Annotated in this window: 15 protein-coding genes; 13 read left to right on the top strand and 2 right to left on the bottom strand. The window is 59.3% G+C overall.

Annotated features, from left to right (window positions below; translation table 11 throughout):
• Window positions 1-98 precede the first annotated feature (98 nt).
• Both OSJ75_RS09120 and OSJ75_RS09115 read left to right on the top strand, forming a co-directional pair.
• Complete coding sequence (locus OSJ75_RS09120; RefSeq protein ID WP_267227670.1) at window positions 99-629, top strand: TRAP transporter small permease; 531 nt, start codon at window positions 99-101, stop codon at window positions 627-629.
• Window position 630: 1 nt separating this feature from the next.
• Window positions 631-1,908, top strand: coding sequence for a TRAP transporter large permease (locus OSJ75_RS09115; protein ID WP_267227669.1), 1,278 nt, complete (start codon window positions 631-633; stop codon window positions 1,906-1,908).
• Window positions 1,909-1,953: 45 nt separating this feature from the next.
• On the opposite strand, the gene OSJ75_RS09110 is transcribed toward OSJ75_RS09115, so the two are convergent.
• Window positions 1,954-2,961, bottom strand: coding sequence for a LacI family DNA-binding transcriptional regulator (locus OSJ75_RS09110; protein ID WP_267227668.1), 1,008 nt, complete (start codon window positions 2,959-2,961; stop codon window positions 1,954-1,956).
• A 196-nt stretch (window positions 2,962-3,157) separates the two neighbouring features.
• On the opposite strand from OSJ75_RS09110, the gene OSJ75_RS09105 reads away from it, so the two are divergent.
• From OSJ75_RS09105 to dhaL, 11 genes are all read left to right on the top strand, one after another.
• Window positions 3,158-4,525, top strand: a complete 1,368-nt coding sequence (locus OSJ75_RS09105) for an LLM class flavin-dependent oxidoreductase (protein WP_250015711.1) — start codon at window positions 3,158-3,160, stop codon at window positions 4,523-4,525.
• A gap of 17 nt (window positions 4,526-4,542) precedes the next feature.
• The gene (locus OSJ75_RS09100) at window positions 4,543-5,904 is read left to right on the top strand and encodes an acyclic terpene utilization AtuA family protein (RefSeq protein ID WP_267227667.1); all 1,362 of its coding nucleotides are present in this window, start codon (window positions 4,543-4,545) and stop codon (window positions 5,902-5,904) included.
• Window positions 5,905-5,906: 2 nt separating this feature from the next.
• Window positions 5,907-6,224: a DUF4387 domain-containing protein gene (locus OSJ75_RS09095; RefSeq protein WP_250015715.1), complete on the top strand. Its 318-nt coding sequence runs from the start codon at window positions 5,907-5,909 to the stop codon at window positions 6,222-6,224.
• An 82-nt stretch (window positions 6,225-6,306) separates the two neighbouring features.
• On the top strand, window positions 6,307-7,650 hold the full coding sequence (locus OSJ75_RS09090; protein WP_267227665.1) for an MFS transporter: 1,344 nt from the start codon (window positions 6,307-6,309) through the stop codon (window positions 7,648-7,650).
• A 17-nt stretch (window positions 7,651-7,667) separates the two neighbouring features.
• Window positions 7,668-8,636 carry a flavin reductase gene (locus tag OSJ75_RS09085; protein WP_267227664.1) on the top strand — a complete coding sequence of 323 codons (969 nt, stop codon included), beginning with the start codon at window positions 7,668-7,670 and terminating at the stop codon, window positions 8,634-8,636.
• Between the two features lie 24 nt (window positions 8,637-8,660).
• Complete coding sequence (locus OSJ75_RS09080; protein WP_267227663.1) at window positions 8,661-9,542, top strand: MBL fold metallo-hydrolase; 882 nt, start codon at window positions 8,661-8,663, stop codon at window positions 9,540-9,542.
• Window positions 9,543-9,579: 37 nt separating this feature from the next.
• Window positions 9,580-10,704 carry a zinc-dependent alcohol dehydrogenase family protein gene (locus OSJ75_RS09075; RefSeq protein WP_267227661.1) on the top strand — a complete coding sequence of 375 codons (1,125 nt, stop codon included), beginning with the start codon at window positions 9,580-9,582 and terminating at the stop codon, window positions 10,702-10,704.
• 121 nt (window positions 10,705-10,825) lie between these two features.
• Window positions 10,826-12,136 carry a histidinol dehydrogenase gene (hisD, locus tag OSJ75_RS09070; protein WP_267227660.1) on the top strand — a complete coding sequence of 437 codons (1,311 nt, stop codon included), beginning with the start codon at window positions 10,826-10,828 and terminating at the stop codon, window positions 12,134-12,136.
• Window positions 12,137-12,199: 63 nt separating this feature from the next.
• Complete coding sequence (locus tag OSJ75_RS09065) at window positions 12,200-12,964, top strand: SDR family NAD(P)-dependent oxidoreductase (RefSeq protein WP_267227659.1); 765 nt, start codon at window positions 12,200-12,202, stop codon at window positions 12,962-12,964.
• A gap of 343 nt (window positions 12,965-13,307) precedes the next feature.
• Window positions 13,308-15,326: a bifunctional sugar-binding transcriptional regulator/dihydroxyacetone kinase subunit DhaK gene (locus OSJ75_RS09060; RefSeq protein ID WP_267228032.1), complete on the top strand. Its 2,019-nt coding sequence runs from the start codon at window positions 13,308-13,310 to the stop codon at window positions 15,324-15,326.
• Window positions 15,327-15,374: 48 nt separating this feature from the next.
• Entirely contained in the window at window positions 15,375-16,019 is a 645-nt protein-coding gene (gene dhaL / locus OSJ75_RS09055) for a dihydroxyacetone kinase subunit DhaL (RefSeq protein WP_250015723.1), read from the top strand.
• Window positions 16,020-16,068: 49 nt separating this feature from the next.
• Here dhaL and OSJ75_RS09050 read toward each other — a convergent pair whose 3' ends face one another.
• Window positions 16,069-17,421 carry an MATE family efflux transporter gene (locus OSJ75_RS09050; protein ID WP_267227658.1) on the bottom strand — a complete coding sequence of 451 codons (1,353 nt, stop codon included), beginning with the start codon at window positions 17,419-17,421 and terminating at the stop codon, window positions 16,069-16,071.
• Between the last annotated feature and the right edge of the window lie 332 nt (window positions 17,422-17,753).

Below are 17,753 nucleotides of genomic sequence, written 5' to 3'. Positions count from 1 at the left end.
AGAAGCAAGGATGGTGGCTCAGCCACCGTTACGGCCAACTGCGCATACGCGCAAACGCCTGCGTTGGTCAGGCGTGAAATTCTGGGAGGAACGGCATTATGCCCCCGCAAGAAAAGAAGTGGGTGAACGCCATCGAGGCGACTATCCTGAAGATCGGTGAATACAGTTCATGGATCTACCTCTTCATCGGCATCATCGTCGCCTATGAGGTGGCATTGCGATACTTTTTCAATAGTCCGACGGATTGGGTAGAGGAAACCTCACGGCTCGGCATGGTCTGGGCGACATTCCTCCTGTTTCCGGCCTGTATGAATCGCCGGCAACTGATTTCGATCACGCTTCTTTCCGATGCCGTGGGTGAGCGTGGCAAGATGATGCTCGAGGGACTTGCCTTTGCGGTCATCTCCGTCGCTTGTGCTCTTGTTTCCTGGGAGGCGACCATTGCGGCATTTGATTCCGCCGCGGTTGGCCGCGCTACGGCAAGCGTGCTGCGCATTCCGTACTGGCTCTTCTATCTGCCGGTTGCTGTCGGTTTTTTCCTATTCTTCATCCAGGCCGCGCTGGATCTGTTCCTGCTTGTCGCCACCGGCCAACGTCGCAAGACCGAACTCAGCCACGAGGATATCTGATATGGAAAGCGTTCTTGTGCTGATCGCGCTCTTTGTCTTCCTGTTTACCGGCATTCCTGTCGGCATCGCACTGACGACGACCGGAATCGTGCTTCTGATGATGAAGGGCGTACCGCTCGCCAGCGTGTCCATGGAATTCCTCGGCTCGGTGAATAATTTCATCCTGCTCGCCGTACCCGTCTTTTTGCTCACTTCCAACATCCTGCTAAAGGCAGGTGTGGCGAAGGACCTCTTCGACGCAGTGCAGCGATGGGTCGGCGGCGTGCGGGGTGGAGTTGCGATCGCGACGATCATCTCCTGCGGCATTTTCGCTGCGATCTCGGGCTCCTCCGTCGCCGTTGCCGCCATGATCGGCACGGTTGCCATCCCCGAAATGGTGAGCCGTGGCTATGACCGCCGCTTCGTCATGGGCACGCTTGCCGCCGGCGCCACGCTCGGCATTCTCATCCCGCCTTCGATCCCGCTGATCATCTATTCCGCGGTGGCGGAGGAATCCACGGCGCAAATGTTCCTCGCAGGCGTGGGCCCAGGCCTGTTCCTGATTGCCGCCTTCCTGGTTTATTGCGTCATCAAGTCGTTCCTTGGCGGGGCTCCACAAACCGAGGCCGCGGCCGGAGATGGCGGGCGCATGATGGCGAGCGTGCGAGCCCTGCCGACAATCGTTATCGCGCTGACTATGATCATCGGCATCTATGCAGGCGTCTTCACACCGACGGAATCGGCCGCTGTCGGCCTCGTCATGACGCTGATCTATGTCTTCGGCATGCGACGTGGCGTGTCCTTTACGGACTTCCGCGAGGCAGTATTCGGGGCGGGTCTGACGACCGCTAACCTTCTTCTGATCATCGCCGGAGCCAATGTCTTCGGCAAGGCGATCATGCTTTACCGCATTCCTTACGAAATTTCAGGGTGGATCGCTGCCAATATCGAATCAGCCGGTCTCTTCATGATCTCGGTCACGGCGGTTCTGCTTGTCATGGGCCTGTTCCTGGAAGGGATCGCGATGATCCTGATCGTGTTGCCGGTGCTGCTGCCGTCACTCGACGTTCACGGCATCGACGCTGTGTGGTTCGGCATCTATTTTGTACTGATGATCGAAATCGCATTGATCACACCGCCGGTCGGCATGAACCTCTTCGTCATCCAGTCCGTAGCAAGATCGAGTTTGAAGGAGGTCATGCACGGGGCATTGCCCTATGTCTTCATCATGCTGGGCGCTGTGCTGGCGATCTACTTCTTCCCGGAGATCGTGACCTACATTCCGTCACTCAGCAAGTAATAAGATGCCGGTGTCGGGGAGGGGGCACTTCATGCCCCTTTCACGTTAGCCGCAGGAGCCGCGGATGATGAGTTTTCCGCGCATGGCGATCAGTTCATCCGGCAGGCTCGGGTCGAGGGTGCGGGCCTGCAGAAGCTCAAAGGCGCGCTGGATCATCAGTGGCAGCGGCTGCTGGATTGTGGTCAGGTCGTAGATCGGCCGCGCCGAACTTGGCAGGCCGTCGAAGCCGGCCACGGCAATATCTTCGGGTACGTTGATCGATGCGAGGCGCAATGCGTCGAGGACGCCCATCGCCATAATATCGCTAAGCGCGAATATCGCATCCGGCCGTTCATGCGCGGGCAGGGCTGCGATCTCCTGGCCGGCTGCATAGCCTCCGTCATAATTGGAGTGGCCATCGATGCGGACGGCCAGTTTCAGCCCCGCCTGCTCCAGTTCGGAGACGAAACCTTCCTCGCGTTCCCGCGAGGTCGAACTGCTGGACGCGGTATAGACCAGCCCGAAACGGCGCCTGCCGCGGGCGATCATCAGCCTGGCAATCTCGACTCCACCGGCGCGGTTGTCGCAAGTGACAAAGCAGCCATGGGCAAGGGCCACACGGTTGACCATGACCAGCGGCACGTTGTTCTGCGCACAGATTTCCGCTGCGCGAGACGACAGGATGGCTGACGAGATGATGCAGCCGTCGACCTGATACTGGATTAGCGCCTGGGCAGTGATGTCTTCGATCGGCCCGCCGCCGGCATGGATGATAAGCAGGCGAAAACCGAGCTTCTCGGCTTGTCGCGTCGCTTCATATAGAAGTTCCAGGTAGAAGGGGTTTTCCGCCGATCCCAAAACGAGGCCATAAAGCCCGCTCTTGCCGGAAGATAGCGTGCGCGCCAGCACATTGGGCATGTAGCCATGTTCTTTTGCAAGCCCGAGAATCAAGTCCCGCGTCTTCTTTGAAATGCGGGTGTCTCCCTTCAGGGCACGCGTCACCGTCGACGGCGCGACGCCGGCCAGTTCCGACAGGGTGACGACCGTTGCTCTGCGTGGTGCTGGTGGGGTCAAAATTGAGCTCATGCGGCTTCATAGCAAAACGGTGGCGGCCTGTCGCGTGGATATGCGCCAACTGCGAGTCGGTGGAAAATGCGCCGGCGGCGACAAAATTTTAGAACGCAACTTGACATCGAACACATAAACCGTTTGGATCAGATTGCGCAAACGTTTGCGCAACTTTATTGATTTGCCTGATGTGGGAGGAGCGATGTCCAGTTCAAAACGCCAGATGAAAATGGTTGGCTTTCTGCAGGCGCAGAATTGCTCCATTGCACCAGGCTCGTGGCGGCATCCTGCCGGTGCCGTCGACTTTCTCTCGCCTGAGTATTTCCAGCGCATCGGACGCATCCTGGAGGAGGGCAAGTTCCATCTCGCATTCTTCGACGATCGCCTGGCGATGCCGGATATCTATAGCGACGATCACGAAGAGGCGGTCGAGAACGGCGTGCGCGTCGTCAAGATGGACCCGGTTTCGATCATCACCGCGATTGGTATGGCGACGAGCCATATCGGTCTTGGCATCACCTATTCGACGACCTATTACGAGCCTTTCCACGTGGCACGCCTGTTCGGCACGCTCGACCTGATGACCAAGGGCCGCGCCGCATGGAATGTCGTGACGTCGCTCAATAATTCGGAGGCCGCCAATTTCGGCCGTACCGAGCATCTCGCCCATGATCTGCGCTACGAGCGAGCCGACGAATTCATGGAAGTGGTCACGGGGCTGTGGAACAGCTGGGAGCCCGACGCGCTGATCGTCGACAAGGAGACGGGCCGGTTCGCCGATCCCAAGAAAGTTCATCGTCTGAATCACAAGGGCAAGTATTTCAGCTCGCGTGGCCCACTGCCTGTGCCGCCGTCGGCGCAGGGACGCCCCGTGCTCATCCAGGCCGGCCAGAGCGGCCGTGGCCGCCAGTTTGCCGGCAAGTGGGGCGACCTGATCTTCGTCGTCTACCCGACGATCGAGACAGGCCAGAAGCAGTATGCCGCCGTAAAGGAAGAAGTCGCCGCCGCCGGTCGCGACCCGGACGAAGTTGCAATCTGTCCGGCCTGCTATGTCTGCGTCGGCGAAAGCGTGGAGATCGCTGAGGAGAAGCGCGAATATATTCGTGCGCTCGCCAAGCCGATCGATGCCCTCGTGCTTCTGTCGGAAGCACTCAACTTTGATTTCGCCAGCAAGCCGATGGACAGCGAGTTCACCGACGAGGAACTGAAGAAGCTTTCCTGGTCGGGCTTCAAGGAGCGGGTGATCACGCTGAGCGGCAAACCCAACCCGACCGTGCGCGACTTCGTACACTATTCCGGTCGCGGCACGATCGGCGAGTTCCCGATCTTCTGCGGCACGCCGACCATGGTCGCAGACCAGATGGAAGAATGGTTCACCTCGAGGGCCTGCGACGGCTTCGTGCTCGCCGCGACGCACACCCCAGGCGCCTACGAGGATTTCGTGCGCTACGTGGTGCCGGAGTTGCAGCGACGCGGCGTCTACCAGAAGGACTATGCCGGTACGACGCTCCGCGAAAATCTGGGCATCTCCATGCCGACCCATCCTGCCCAGCGCCGCGCAGCCGAATAAGACAGCGGAGAAGATCGATGAAAGAATTCAGAATGCTCTCGACGAGCGGTATCCTCGGCTATGGCTATGCGGAAGAGTCGCTCAAGATCGGTATGTCCTGGGAGCCGCATGTCATCGGCTGCGATGGCGGCAGCACCGATCCGGGGCCGTATTATCTTGGCGCGGGAAAATCCTTCTGCTCGCGCCTGTCGGTCAAGCGTGACTTGCGGCTGATGCTGCAGGCAAGCATCGCGGCGGGCATTCCCTGCATTATCGGTACATCCGGTGGTGCGGGCGGGGAGCCGCATCTGCAGGATACGGCAGCGCTTGTGCGTGAAATCGCGCGGGAGGAAAAGCTGTCTTTCAAGATGGCGCTAATCCATTCGGAACAGAGCAAGGGCGATCTTGCCCAATGGGCCGCAGCCGGCGTGACCAAGCCGCTGGGGAAGATGAGGCCGCTCGATCGCGGCATGATAGACAACGCAACCCGCGTTGTCGGCATGATGGGGCCGGAGCCGTTCGCCAGGGCGCTCGACGAAGGAGCGCAGGTCATTCTCGCTGGTCGCAGCAGTGACCCGGCGCAATGGGCCGCACCTGCAATCCGCGCCGGCATGGCGCCCGCACCATCCTGGTATGCAGGCAAGATGCTGGAATGCGGCGCCGAGCCGACGGTGCCGAAGGAGCCAGACTGCATCTTCCTGCGTGTTCGCGACGATCATGTTGTTTGCGAACCGCCGAACCCGATCCGTCGTTCGACGCCGCTGGCGGTTGCGAACTTCGCGCTGCATGAAAATTCGAGCCCTATCCATCATGTCGAGCCAGGCGGACTTCTCGATACGGCCAATTGCCGGTTCCAGGCCATCAGCGACCGCGCGGTCAAGATCGACGGGATGACCTGGACGCCCGCGGAGCGCTACACGGTGAAGCTGGAGGGAGTCGAGATGGCCGGTTATCGCGCCATCGCCATCTGCGGCACGCGCGACCCGATACTGATCTCGCAGATCGACGATTATCTCGCGACCCATCGTGAGAAGGTGGCGGTGAAGGCCGAGTCCTTCGGCGTGCCGCGCGACGACTACCGGATGATCGTCCATTGCTACGGCAAGGATGGTGTCATGGGCAGCTGGGAGCCGGTCAACCAGATCACCAGCCACGAACTGGGCTTCGTGATCGAGGTGGTCGGAAAGACTGCGGATGTCGCCAATGCGGTAATCGCCATGGCCCGGACCTCCATGCTGCACGCGGACTTTCCAGGGCGCCTCTGCAAGGAAGGCAATATGGCCTTCCCGTTCAGTCCGTCCGATATCGACATGGGGCCGATGTACCGCTTCAGCATCTTCCATACAGTCGAGGTAAGTGATCCTTGCGCTCTCTTCCCCATCGAATACGAGAAAGTTTGACCATGGCCCTCATCAGAGACATTGCCCAAATCTGCAAAAGCAAGAATGCCGGTCCTTTCAACGTGACGATCGACGTGTTGTTCGAGGATCACTCGGTCTATCAAGAGGTGAAGGCCACCGGGGTGCTGAACGCCGCGCTGTTTTCAAAACTCTACGGCGTCAAGGAAGAGGACGTGCTCTTCACTCCCTACGACACGGCGTCCGCCTTCAAGGCAACCTTTCCGCGGGCGGTGCCCGCAGGCGATATCGGAGATACCGACGTCTATGGGGCGCAGCAACATGCGCCGCTGCTAGATGTAGATATCCCGCTTCAAAAGTGACCTGAAAACCGCGCATGGGTCTTCTTGCAGGAGGACGCAGGGAGGTCCATGCGGTTGCCACTATCAGCTTTGGGAGGAGCTTATGGCCACAGAAACATCCGACATCCGCAAGGTTGCGCTGGCAAGCTTCATCGGGTCGACCCTGGAGTGGTACGATTTCTTCATCTTCGGTACGGCCACGGCCCTCGTCTTCAACAAATTATTCTTTCCTGAATTCGACCCCGCAACGGGCATGATCGCGGCCTTCGCGACCTTTGCTGTCGGGTTCATCGCCCGCCCGTTGGGCGGCATCGTGTTTGGCCATTTCGGCGACCGGATCGGCCGGAAGGCCATGCTGGTGCTCAGCCTGACCATGATGGGGGGCATCACGTTCCTGATCGGCCTCATCCCCACCTATGCGGTGCTCGGCGTCGGTGCGCCGATCCTTCTGACATTGCTCCGCTTTCTGCAGGGCTTTGCGGTCGGCGGCGAATGGGGAGGGGCAACATTGATGGTCGTCGAACACGCGCCTAATCGGACGCGGGGCTTCTTCGGCAGCTGGCCTCAGATGGGCATCCCGGCGGCACTTCTTCTATCGTCGGGCATGATGGCGCTCGTCGGCGCGCTGACGACGCCGGAACAGTTCATGGCTTGGGGGTGGCGCATACCGTTCCTGTTCAGCGGCGTGCTGCTGGTCTTCGGCATCTACCTGCGCCGCCGCCTGGCGGAATCGCCGAGCTTCCGGAAAATGAAGTCCGAGGGCGAGCGTGAGCGCCTGCCCGTCGTCGAGGTGCTTGGCAAGCACGGCAAGAAGACCGCCCTTCTCATCGCCTGCCAGGCAGCAGAGAACACGAGTTTCTACGTCGTTGCTGTCTATTCGCTTGTCTACCTCACCACCGTGGTTGGCATTGATCGTGGCACCGCATTGAATTCCCTGATGGTCGCTGCGGTATTCTGTTTTGTCGCCCAGCCAATTTTCGCCGCTTTGTCCGACCGGATCGGCCGCAAGCGCGTATTCATGGGCGGGATGATTTTCAACGGCCTGTTCATCGCACCGTTCTTCCTGTTCCTCGATACGGCCAACGTGTTCTGGATCACGGCGGCGATGATACTTTCCATCGTCCTCGGACAGGCGACGACGCAATCCACGCAACCCAGCCTCGTCGCCGAGCAATATACCGCCTCGGTGCGATATAGCGGCGTATCGGTCGCCTACCAGTTCGCTACCGTGCTCTGGAGTGGGCCGACGCCGATGATCGCAGCAGCACTATGGGCGTGGTCGGGAACGTGGATACCGCTTGCGTGCTACATCATGGCAGCTGCGTGCCTCTCAGTCCTCAGCATCGTCCCGTTGCGCGAAGCAGCCGGCGCCGATCTCGAAGAGAAATCTAACGAAGGCACGCTCAAACCGGCATCCTCGACACGGGCCGTCCATCAATATCAATAAGACAGGAGCCAGACGCCATGTCCCATGATCAACGCATTCTCCGCAACGCCCTCGGATCTTTCGCTACGGGTGTCACCGTCGTCACCACTCGTGCCGTTGGCGACAGGGATATCGGACGGACGGCCAACAGCTTCAGCTCGGTCTCGCTCGATCCGCCGATGATACTCTGGAGCCTGGCGAAAACCTCGTCCAGCTTCGAGGATTTCAGGCAGGCCGAACATTTCGCCGTGCATATCCTGTCGGCAGACCAAAGCGACATATCCGGCCTGTTCGCCAGCAAGAAGGAAGACAAGTTCGATGGGCTGGCAGTCGAGCGTGGCGAAGACGAAATTCCGCTTCTGAAAAACTGCGCAGCCCGTTTCGAATGCCGAACCGCCTATCAGTACGAAGGCGGCGACCACATCATTTTCGTTGGCGAAATTATCGGTTTCCAGCATTCCAGCACGCCGCCGCTGATCTTTCACGGCGGGCAGTATGGCCGGCTCATTCGCCACGCCGGCGACGCAACCTCGTTCGAAAAGAAGGAAAGCAGCCTTTCGCCGGACGACTTCATCTATCAGATTTCGCGCGTATTCTATCAGATTCGCAGCGACGCGATGGCAGAACGGCGTCGCCGCGGATGGAGTGGCGCGGACTATGCCGTTCTGACACTGCTCGGCCATGAGGATGGCCGCGCGCTCGAGGAAATTCGCGAAATCGGCCGCTCGCGCGGAGACGAGATCACTGACGAAACGATTAACAAACTCAAGTCCATAGGCCTTATCAAGGTCGATGGAACAATGACACGAACGGCGCATCTAACCGGGGAGGGTCGCAAGGCGATGATCGAGATAGTCGCAATGCTGAAATCGGCGGAAGCCGAAACTCTGGCCCTTCTCGACGAGAACGAGGCCTGGGTGCTGAAACAACTGCTGAACAGGCTCGCGACATCACGGGATAGCGGCTGGCCGCCGGTTCGGCAGCAGGCAGTCGCTGCGTCAGCTTGAGCGCACACGGATAGTGGAGGTGTGATGACCCGCTTTGCCATCGGAGACACCGTGGTCTCCGCCATATGGGAGATGGAGGACACGTCGTTCCAGATGAGGTCCTTCTTTCCACTCGTCACGGAGGAAATGCTGGCCCGGGAGCGATCCTGGCTAACGCCGATGTTCCATGACCCCGCTACGGACCAGATCAAGCTCAGCATTCATGCCTGGCTGATCGATACCGGTCGGCACAAGATCCTCGTAGATACCTGTGTCGGCAATGACAAGAAGCGTCACGCGCGCAATCAATGGTCCAATCTTGATACGCCCTTCATTGAGCGCCTGCGTGCGGCGGGCGCCGAGCCCGATGCGATCGATTATGTCTGTTGCACCCATCTTCACGCCGACCATGTCGGTTGGAATACGAGGCTCATCGACGGGCGTTGGGTGCCGACCTTCCCGAACGCAAAATATATTTTCGGGCGGAAGGAATACGATTACTGGACTGAAAAATATGGCTCCGACCCGGGTAGCCATCATCTTGCCGCTTATAACGACAGCGTCCTGCCTGTCGTCGAAGCCGGGCAGGTGGTGCTGGTGAACGACGGATACGAGCTTGACGGCTGCCTGACGTTCAAGCCGGCACCCGGCCACACGCCTGGCCATGTTGCCATTTGGCTGCACTCCAATGGCCGCGAGTGCGTGTTTTCCGGCGATATCATCCATCACCCGATCCAGCTCAGATATCCGCGGCTTAGCTGCATGGGCTGCGAGGATCCAGTGCAGTCGGCACACACCCGTAACGCCCTGCTGGCCGACATAGCAGATACCGGCAGGATGCTGATGACCGGGCATTTTCTGGCGCCGCATGCGGCCCATATCGAAACCGCCGGCGAAAGTTTTCGTGTGCGGTGTTCGCCGTGCTAGCGTCGCTGGCTGCAGATCGCATTTGAAGGAGAGAGACATGAAGATCAGAGCCGCCGTGCTTCGCCAGATGGGCGCCAGCATGCCCTACACCAAGAGCAAGCCACTGGAAATCGCCGAGCTTGATCTGGACCGCCCGGGACGCGGAGAAGTTCTGGTGCGCATCCGTGCGGCCGGGCTCTGCCATTCGGATCTCTCCGTCATCAACGGCAGCAGGCCGCGGCCGTTGCCGATGGCAATCGGCCACGAGGCGGCAGGCGAGGTGGTCGAACTCGGTGAAGGCGTCGACGATCTGGATGTGGGCGATCATGTCGTGCTGGCCTTCGTGCCAAGCTGCGGACATTGCCTGCCATGCTCGGAGGGACGGCCGGCACTATGCGAGCCGGGTGCCGCGTCCAATGGCAAGGGCACGCTCCTCACTGGAGACATCAGGCTGCACTCTAATGGAAAGCCGGTTCATCACCATCTCGGCTGCTCCGCCTTCGCCGACCACGCAGTCGTGTCGCGGTGCTCGATCGTCAAGATCGACAAGGACCTCCCGTTCAATGAGGCAGCGCTGTTCGGCTGCGCGGTGTTGACCGGGGTCGGCGCGGTGGTGAACACCGCAAGAGTCCAAGCGGGGCAGACCACAGTGATCGTCGGTCTCGGCGGTGTGGGGCTGGCGGCTTTGCTGGGCGCGATAGCCACAGGTGCGGCGCATGTGATAGCGGTCGACCTGTCGGATGAAAAGCTGGAGACCGCCCGCGAGCTCGGGGCAACGGCGACGGTCAATGCCCGCGACGCGGATGCGGTTGAAAGAGTCCGGAAGCTCACAAATGGCGGCGCTGATTTCGCCTTCGAGTTCGCAGGCTCCGAAAAGGCGCTGGAGACCGCCTACAAGATGACGCGGCGCGGCGGAACGACGGTGACAGCCGGGCTGCCTGCGCCAACGGCGGCCATGCCGCTCAACATTGTCAGCCTTGTCGCCGAGGAGCGAACCGTGAAGGGCAGCTATATCGGTACCTGCGTGCCGGTTCGCGATATTCCGCGTTATGTCGCCCTCTATAAGTCGGGGCGCCTGCCGGTGAACAAGCTGCTCAGCGGTGCGATCAGACTCGACGAGATCAACGAGGGTTTCGACCGGTTGCACAAGGGTGAGGTGATCCGGCTGGTAGTCGAGATGTAGTGTCTGGCTCAAACGAGCCCAGACTCGGCATAATCATCATGAAAATTTTTCATGATGATTATGAAAACTTGCAAGCGGTATGTCTTCGCCCTTACAGCTTGGTCGCAAAGGGAGATCAATCATGACCATCACCTATCTCAAGCGTGGCAAACCCGCCGACGAACGCGCCGAGGACGATGCCAGGGTTCGCGCCGTCGTCGAGACGACCCTCAAGGACATCGAGACCCGCGGCGACGCCGCTGTGCGCGAGCTGTCGGAAAAGTTCGACAAGTTTTCACCGCCCTCCTTTCGCCTCAGCGCTTCCGAAATCGAAGCGGCGATGAGCAAGGTCGGGGCGCGCGACATGGCCGATATCGAATTCGCCCAGGCACAGATCCGGAGTTTTGCTGAAGCGCAGAAGGCGTCGATGCATGACATCGAGGTCGAGACGGTGCCGGGTGTCATCCTCGGCCATCGCAACATTCCGGTCCAGTCGGTCGGATGCTACGTGCCTGGCGGCAAGTTCCCGATGGTGGCGTCTGCCCACATGTCGGTTCTGACCGCCTCTGTCGCGGGTGTTCCGCGCATCGCCGCCGCGGCGCCGCCGCAAAAGGGTGAACCGCATCCGGCGATCGTCGCAGCCATGCACAAGGCGGGGGCGCATGAAATCTACGTTCTCGGCGGCATGCAGGCCGTGGGCGCCATGGCGCTTGGCACCGAAACGATCAAGCCGGTGGACATGCTGGTTGGCCCCGGCAACGCCTTCGTCGCCGAAGCGAAGCGCCAGCTCTATGGTCGCGTCGGTATCGACCTCTTCGCCGGCCCCACGGAAACCATGGTCATCGCCGACGAGACGGTCGATGCCGAATTGTGCGCCACCGATCTCCTGGGCCAGGCCGAGCACGGCTACAATTCCCCAGCCGTCCTCGTCACCAATTCGGAAAAGCTTGCACGCGCGACGCTGGCCGAGATCGACCGGTTGCTAGCCATTTTGCCCACCACCGAAACGGCCTCTGCTTCCTGGCGCAATTATGGCGAGGTGATCGTCTGCGACACCTATGAGGAAATGCTCGACGTCGCAAACCACATCGCCTCCGAACATGTCCAGGTCATGACAGACCGCGACGACTGGTTCCTGGAAAAGATGCATTCCTACGGCGCGCTATTCCTGGGTCCCCGCACCAATGTCGCCAACGGCGACAAGGTCATCGGTACGAACCATACGCTGCCGACGAAGAAAGCCGGGCGTTACACCGGCGGCCTCTGGGTCGGCAAGTTCCTGAAGACGCACTCCTACCAGAAGGTGACGACGGATGCCGCTGCTGCCGAATTCGGCGCCTATTGCTCGCGGCTATGCATGCTGGAAGGCTTCGTCGGCCACGCCGAACAGGCCAATGTGCGCGTTCGCCGCTATGGCGGTAAAAACGTACCTTATGGCGTCGCCGCGGAATAAGGTACATAACCCACGGGCGTGCCACCGCTGGCACACATTCCTTCAAAAGCCGGGGCCGGAACCATGGAACTGCCGACCACACCTTCGTTTCGACTGGAAGGCAAGCGCGCACTTGTCGCCGGCGCGTCCTCTGGTATCGGCTTGGGCGGCGCCGTCGCGCTGGCGGAAGCCGGCGCCCAGGTCGTTCTCGCGGCCCGCAACGCGGACCGGCTCGCCGAGGCCGTGGAAGCGATCCGCGCGCGCGGACACTCTGCCGATGCCCTTTCCCTCGACGTCGCCGATGTCACGGAGACGGAGCGTCAGGTCGCGGCTCTGGGCCCCTTCGATATCCTGGTGAACAGCGCAGGGCTCGCCCGCCATACTCCGGCGCTCGAAACCACCACCGCCGATTTCGACGCCGTTTTCGGCATCAATGTCCGCGGTGCCTATTTCCTTACCCGGGCGATTGCCAAGGGTCTGATCGGCGCCGGAAAACCCGGATCGCTCATTAACATCTCGTCGCAGATGGCGCAGGTCGGCGGCATAGACCGCGCCGTCTACAGTGCCTCCAAACACGCGGTCGAAGGCTTTACCAAGTCGATGGCGATCGAGTGGGGCAGGAGCGGCATCCGCGTCAACACGATCTGCCCGACCTTCATTCGCACACCTTTGACCGAACAAACCTTCGCAGATCCCGAGCGGGTGCGCTGGATCGAGGAGAAAATAAAGCTCAGTCGTCTCGGCACGGTCGAAGACATCATGGCCGCCGTCATTTATCTCGCCTCGGATGCATCGTCGATGATCACGGGAACGGCCCTCATGGTCGACGGCGGCTGGACCGCCGATTAGCGCTATCCAACGCCTGTGGCGCAATTCGTCTGTCCCGATGCGGTTACTGGCCGTTGCACAGCGGATGCTCATCGAAGCCGGTCACGGGCGCGGCTCTGCCAGGGCCGGGTCGGCCGCTCGATTGCTCAAGAACTTCCGATGGCGCGTTTGATGTAGCCATCGAGTTGTCATGCGCGCAGCGCTCAGATACCGCCGAATTCAGGGAGGCAATTGCAATGCTGCCACATTGGCCTCATTTTGCCTGTCACATATAGGGACGGGTAGGCGCATCATGGTTGACCAGAACACTTCTCCAAGAAAGACCACGGGAACGAAAGGCGATGCAGTCGAAGTTGCAGCTCCCATGCCGCTGAGGTTTGGGGATGATCCCTATGTCTGGGCCTGCTGGCTGTATTACGAAGACGGGCGGACGCAAAGCGACATTGCACAGATCATGGGAATCTCCCGCGCGACCGTAAACACCTATCTTGCGGACGCACGCGATCGCGGCATCGTCAATATATCGTTGGAACCAGAGCGCCTTGGTTCGTTGTTGTTGGCCAAGGAACTCAAACGGCATTTTGGTCTGAACGACTGCCTCGTGGTGCCAAGCGACGATGGTGCTCGCCCCCTGATAGACCGGTTAGGGGCCGCTGGTGGACAGGCACTATCGAGGATGATCAGATCGGGAGACACTCTTGCTGTCGCGTGGGGCCGCACGGTAATGGCTATCGCTGAGCACACGTCTGCAAGTGTGCAGGATGTAACCGTCGTGCAGGCTACCGGCGGGACGAGAGCAAATTTTGCCTACACGCCAGAGCATTGCGCTGCGGCACTGGCGCGGGCAGTCAAGGGCCGTCTTGTCAATATTACCGCCCCGGCATTGGTCAATAGCCGCCAGGCGCGTGACATCATCATGCAGGAACCGCTGGTGGAAGATCAGTTCGAGGTCCTTCAGCAGGCAAACAAGGCCTTGTTCGGAATTGCATCCTTAAGGCCAAATTCCACTATTCATACGAGCGGATTTTTTGAGTCTGTAGCAATTCAAGAATACCTGTCGAAGAACGCCGTGGGTGTCGTGGCGGGCCGTTTCCTTGATGGACAAGGCACCCCCGTGAAGGGCCCGCTGGATGAGCGCACGATCGGGATCAATCTGGATACGCTCAAGGCCATCGACATGCGCATCGCCGTAGCCGGTGGCTATGACAAGGTTCCCGCAATTCTGGCCGCGTTGAGAGGAGGATACGTGACCATCCTCATAACCGATGCTGCGACCGCTTCGGCGATACTGAGCGCCGAGGACATACGACCGAACGTCACCAGGCCGCTACGAACGCGATCGCAGGACGAGGTCGCGCAGCCACTGAGGACGCGCAATTTCGTGAAGAAATTCCTTAACGATGCAGATGAGGTCGTGGAGGAAATGCTGGAAGGTCTCGTCGAGGCTCATAGCTCCCATCTTTCGCCAATCAACGGATCCCAGCGGGCTTTAATGGCTCGAAATGGTCCGCGGCCGGGAAAGGTTGGACTGGTGATTGGCGGGGGATCCGGGCACGAACCCTGTTTCTTCGGGTATGTCGGCCAGGGACTCGCCGATGCCGTCGCCGTTGGGAATGTATTCTCTTCTCCACCGCCTGGGCCAATTCTCGAGTGCGCACGCGCCGCCAGTGGTGGTGAAGGCGTGCTCTTCGTGTATGGCAACTACGCCGGAGACGTTATGAATTTCGAGATGGCCGCCGAGATGGCGCAGGTTGAAGGCATCAAGGTCCGAACCGTCCTGACGACCGATGATATCGCATCCTCCTCCCTGGAAGATCGCGAGGGACGGCGAGGTGTCGCGGGAAATTTCTTCATCTTCAAGATAGCCGGCGCTGCATGCGACCGCGGTCTGAATCTTTATGAATGTGAAGCGATGACCCGCCATGCCAATGACCGCACGTTCACCATGGGGGTCGCGCTGGAGTCGTGCTCATTGCCTCAAACACGGCGTCCAAGCTTCGATATCGGGCCTGACAACATAGAAATCGGTATGGGCATTCATGGCGAACGCGGGGTGACCCGACAGGAGCTGGCGCCAGCCGATGCGATTGTTGATCGCATCATGGATCAGATATTCGTGGAAATGAAACCTGCCAATGGCGACAGCGTGGCGGTGCTTGTGAATTCTTTTGGCGGCACCCCGCTTATGGAGCTTTATATTATCTACCGGCGCGTTCGGCAGCGCCTCGCCGCGCGCGGCGTCAGAATAGAAGCTAACTGGATCGGGCACTACTGTACGTCGCTCGACATGGTTGGTGCATCGATTTCGATCATGCATCTGGACAACCAGCTCACGGAACTCCTTCGTCATCCCTGCGACGGCGTGGCGATTAACATTGCATGATTACCGCTGTTACAACGAGAGTTCGTGAGTGGAATGGGAGGAAATGGAATGGGTGAGCCAGGTACGCAGCAGATCATCCGAATGTTCGAGCGGATATCTCTGGCGATCAATAGCGAAAAAGGCAGGCTCTCGGAGCTTGACGGAGCGATTGGGGATGCGGACCACGGAATAACAATGGCTCGGGGTTTCTCCGCTGTGACCAAACGATTGTCGGGTTCGAATTGCGAGACCCTGTCCCCCTCGGAAATCTTGCGCATTGCGGCATCGACATTCCTGGATGCAGTCGGAGCTTCCACCGGCCCTCTCTATGCGACCGCATTTACAGATGCGGCGCAGGCTCTGTCCGGCAAGGATCGCCTGGCGGTGCAGGAACAGGCGGATCTCATCGCGGCATTCAGCTCAGGTATAAAGCGACGAGGAAAGGGCGAACGTGGCGACAAGACAATGCTGGATGCCTGGGTTCCCGCTGCCGAGGCGGCATTGAGGGCCCGCGCTCGCGACGCAACGGCCGTCGAAATGTGGCAAGACATATTGTCGGCCGCTGAAACCGGCTGTGAATCAACCAAATCGATGGTGGCAGCGCGCGGCAGGGCTCTGCGCCTGGGCGAACGATCCCTTGGCCACATCGATCCCGGAGCAGCATCCGCCGTGGTCATCATTGCGGCCATGAAGGACACCTTTGCCGATTCCTGATTTCCTGAAGTTCGCGTGGCGGCCAGTTCGGCAACCTACCGAACGCGATCTATATTTTCCCGAATGTCGCGGTGCGAAGGCGTGGCAGCGCGAGCATCAGACTTACGCCACGCACAATCAGAAAAATGTGCAGTGCCAACCACAGACCATAGTTGGCAAGATAATGGCCCAAAACGAAAAGCGCGGCTATATAGACGACGAATGAGAAAAGCATCATGTTCCGGAGTGTCGAAGACCACGTTGCTCCCAGATATATGCCGTCCATCTGGAATGCGAGAACACCGGTGAGTCCAGTGGCCGCAGCCAGCGGCAGATACCTTGTTGCCTCCTCTCTTACCTCTTTCGACGTCGTGAAAAGGCTGATTAGTTCAGTGCCCCAAACAACAGCGACTACACCGAATACCGCAGCCAAAACGCCGCCCCAGACTGTTGTCAGTTTGACCGCCTTATCAAATGCCGGAAGGTAGCGTGCTCCTACAGCTCGGCCTGCCAGTTGTTCAACTGCGGCGGCGAATCCATCAAGAAAGAAGCTTACGATAATGAGAAAATGCATGAGAATGGCGTTTGCGGCGATTTCCACGGTCCCGAGGCGCGCTCCTTGCCTGGCGAAAAGGGCAAACGCTCCCATGAGCACAAATGTGCGGATCAGTATGTCCCGGTTGAAGACCATCAGTCGCTTTACGGCAGGGGGCCCCAGCAGCATTCTCAAAGAGATCGGGATTATCCGGCCGAAGCCGCTGAGCACAATTCCAATGCCAAGAATGGCGGCGATGGTTTCTGCGGCAACTGCTGCCCAGGCGACGCCAGCAACCCCCAGGTTGAGATAGAGGCCCCACCATACTGACAAACATATGTTGAAGACATTTATCAGGACCTGCAATCCTAAGGCGACGCGCGCATCCCCCTTTCCGAGTAGATAACCCAGTATTACATAGTTCAGCAACGACAGGGGTGCGGCCAACAGGCGAATTCGAATATAGGTATCCATTGCAGAGCTGACCGCCGGCGATGCTCCAATGAACCACATTCCGGCCAGTGAGATGAGGGGTGCGGCAGTGACCAGTAGAAGGCCGCAAAGGATTCCTAGGGCTGAAGCGCGCCAGAATATCTGCTGTTCTTCCGCAACATTGCGCGCACCATAAGCCTGGGCGATGAGACCCGTCGTGCCGGCACGCAAAAAGTTGAAGCTCGTGAACGCTAGATCAAATATCACAGCACCGGCGGCCAGCCCTCCCAACATAGCCACGTCATTGAGCTGACCGACGACAGCAGTGTCTACAAGCCCGAGGAGGGGGGTGGTCAGGTAGGCTATCGTCATCGGCGCCGCGATTGCCAACACGACCTTATTCGTTACTTCGAAAGCGTGGTCGTCTGACCGGTCGACGGTCTCCGCATGCCTCATAGGCCACAGTCCTTATAAACCGTTGTCAGGTGGTCAAGGCGCTCATCGGCAGGCCTCGCCGCTTTTGAGCGTTTCGTGAGATGGAGTATCCTCAATTTCGGTTCCGGCGGATTCAGCAAGGCATTTCCCTGTTCGCCAGCTTGCTCATCTGAGCAGTCTGTGAAACTAGAGGCGATTGTCCATAAGTACGATTATCTATGGTATTTCGAATCTGTCGCTCTCTCCCAACTTTGGTGACGGGAGAAATCACCTCTGAATAGGTCTCGATTGATGGAAAGAATCAATATGAGATCGTGCGTAAATTCATTCCGTTTAGTTATGTAAGAGGACGA

Source organism: Phyllobacterium sp. 0TCS1.6A (assembly GCF_026420825.1).
Taxonomy (GTDB): Bacteria; Pseudomonadota; Alphaproteobacteria; order Rhizobiales; family Rhizobiaceae; genus Phyllobacterium.
The sequence above is the reverse complement of the archived record's forward strand: the minus strand, read 5'-3'. Positions and strand labels throughout refer to the sequence as shown.

Bases quoted from the DNA above. Each gene is read 5' to 3' on its own strand.
- OSJ75_RS09120 (WP_267227670.1), top strand. From the start codon at position 99: ATGCCCCCGCAAGAAAAGAAGTGGGTGAACGCCATCGAGGCGACTATC.
- OSJ75_RS09115 (WP_267227669.1), top strand. From the start codon at position 631: ATGGAAAGCGTTCTTGTGCTGATCGCGCTCTTTGTCTTCCTGTTTACC.
- OSJ75_RS09105 (WP_250015711.1), top strand. From the start codon at position 3,158: ATGTCCAGTTCAAAACGCCAGATGAAAATGGTTGGCTTTCTGCAGGCG.
- OSJ75_RS09100 (WP_267227667.1), top strand. From the start codon at position 4,543: ATGAAAGAATTCAGAATGCTCTCGACGAGCGGTATCCTCGGCTATGGC.
- OSJ75_RS09095 (WP_250015715.1), top strand. From the start codon at position 5,907: ATGGCCCTCATCAGAGACATTGCCCAAATCTGCAAAAGCAAGAATGCC.
- OSJ75_RS09090 (WP_267227665.1), top strand. From the start codon at position 6,307: ATGGCCACAGAAACATCCGACATCCGCAAGGTTGCGCTGGCAAGCTTC.
- OSJ75_RS09085 (WP_267227664.1), top strand. From the start codon at position 7,668: ATGTCCCATGATCAACGCATTCTCCGCAACGCCCTCGGATCTTTCGCT.
- OSJ75_RS09080 (WP_267227663.1), top strand. From the start codon at position 8,661: ATGACCCGCTTTGCCATCGGAGACACCGTGGTCTCCGCCATATGGGAG.
- OSJ75_RS09075 (WP_267227661.1), top strand. From the start codon at position 9,580: ATGAAGATCAGAGCCGCCGTGCTTCGCCAGATGGGCGCCAGCATGCCC.
- hisD (WP_267227660.1), top strand. From the start codon at position 10,826: ATGACCATCACCTATCTCAAGCGTGGCAAACCCGCCGACGAACGCGCC.
- OSJ75_RS09065 (WP_267227659.1), top strand. From the start codon at position 12,200: ATGGAACTGCCGACCACACCTTCGTTTCGACTGGAAGGCAAGCGCGCA.
- OSJ75_RS09060 (WP_267228032.1), top strand. From the start codon at position 13,308: ATGCCGCTGAGGTTTGGGGATGATCCCTATGTCTGGGCCTGCTGGCTG.
- dhaL (WP_250015723.1), top strand. From the start codon at position 15,375: ATGGGTGAGCCAGGTACGCAGCAGATCATCCGAATGTTCGAGCGGATA.
- OSJ75_RS09050 (WP_267227658.1), bottom strand. From the start codon at position 17,421: ATGAGGCATGCGGAGACCGTCGACCGGTCAGACGACCACGCTTTCGAA.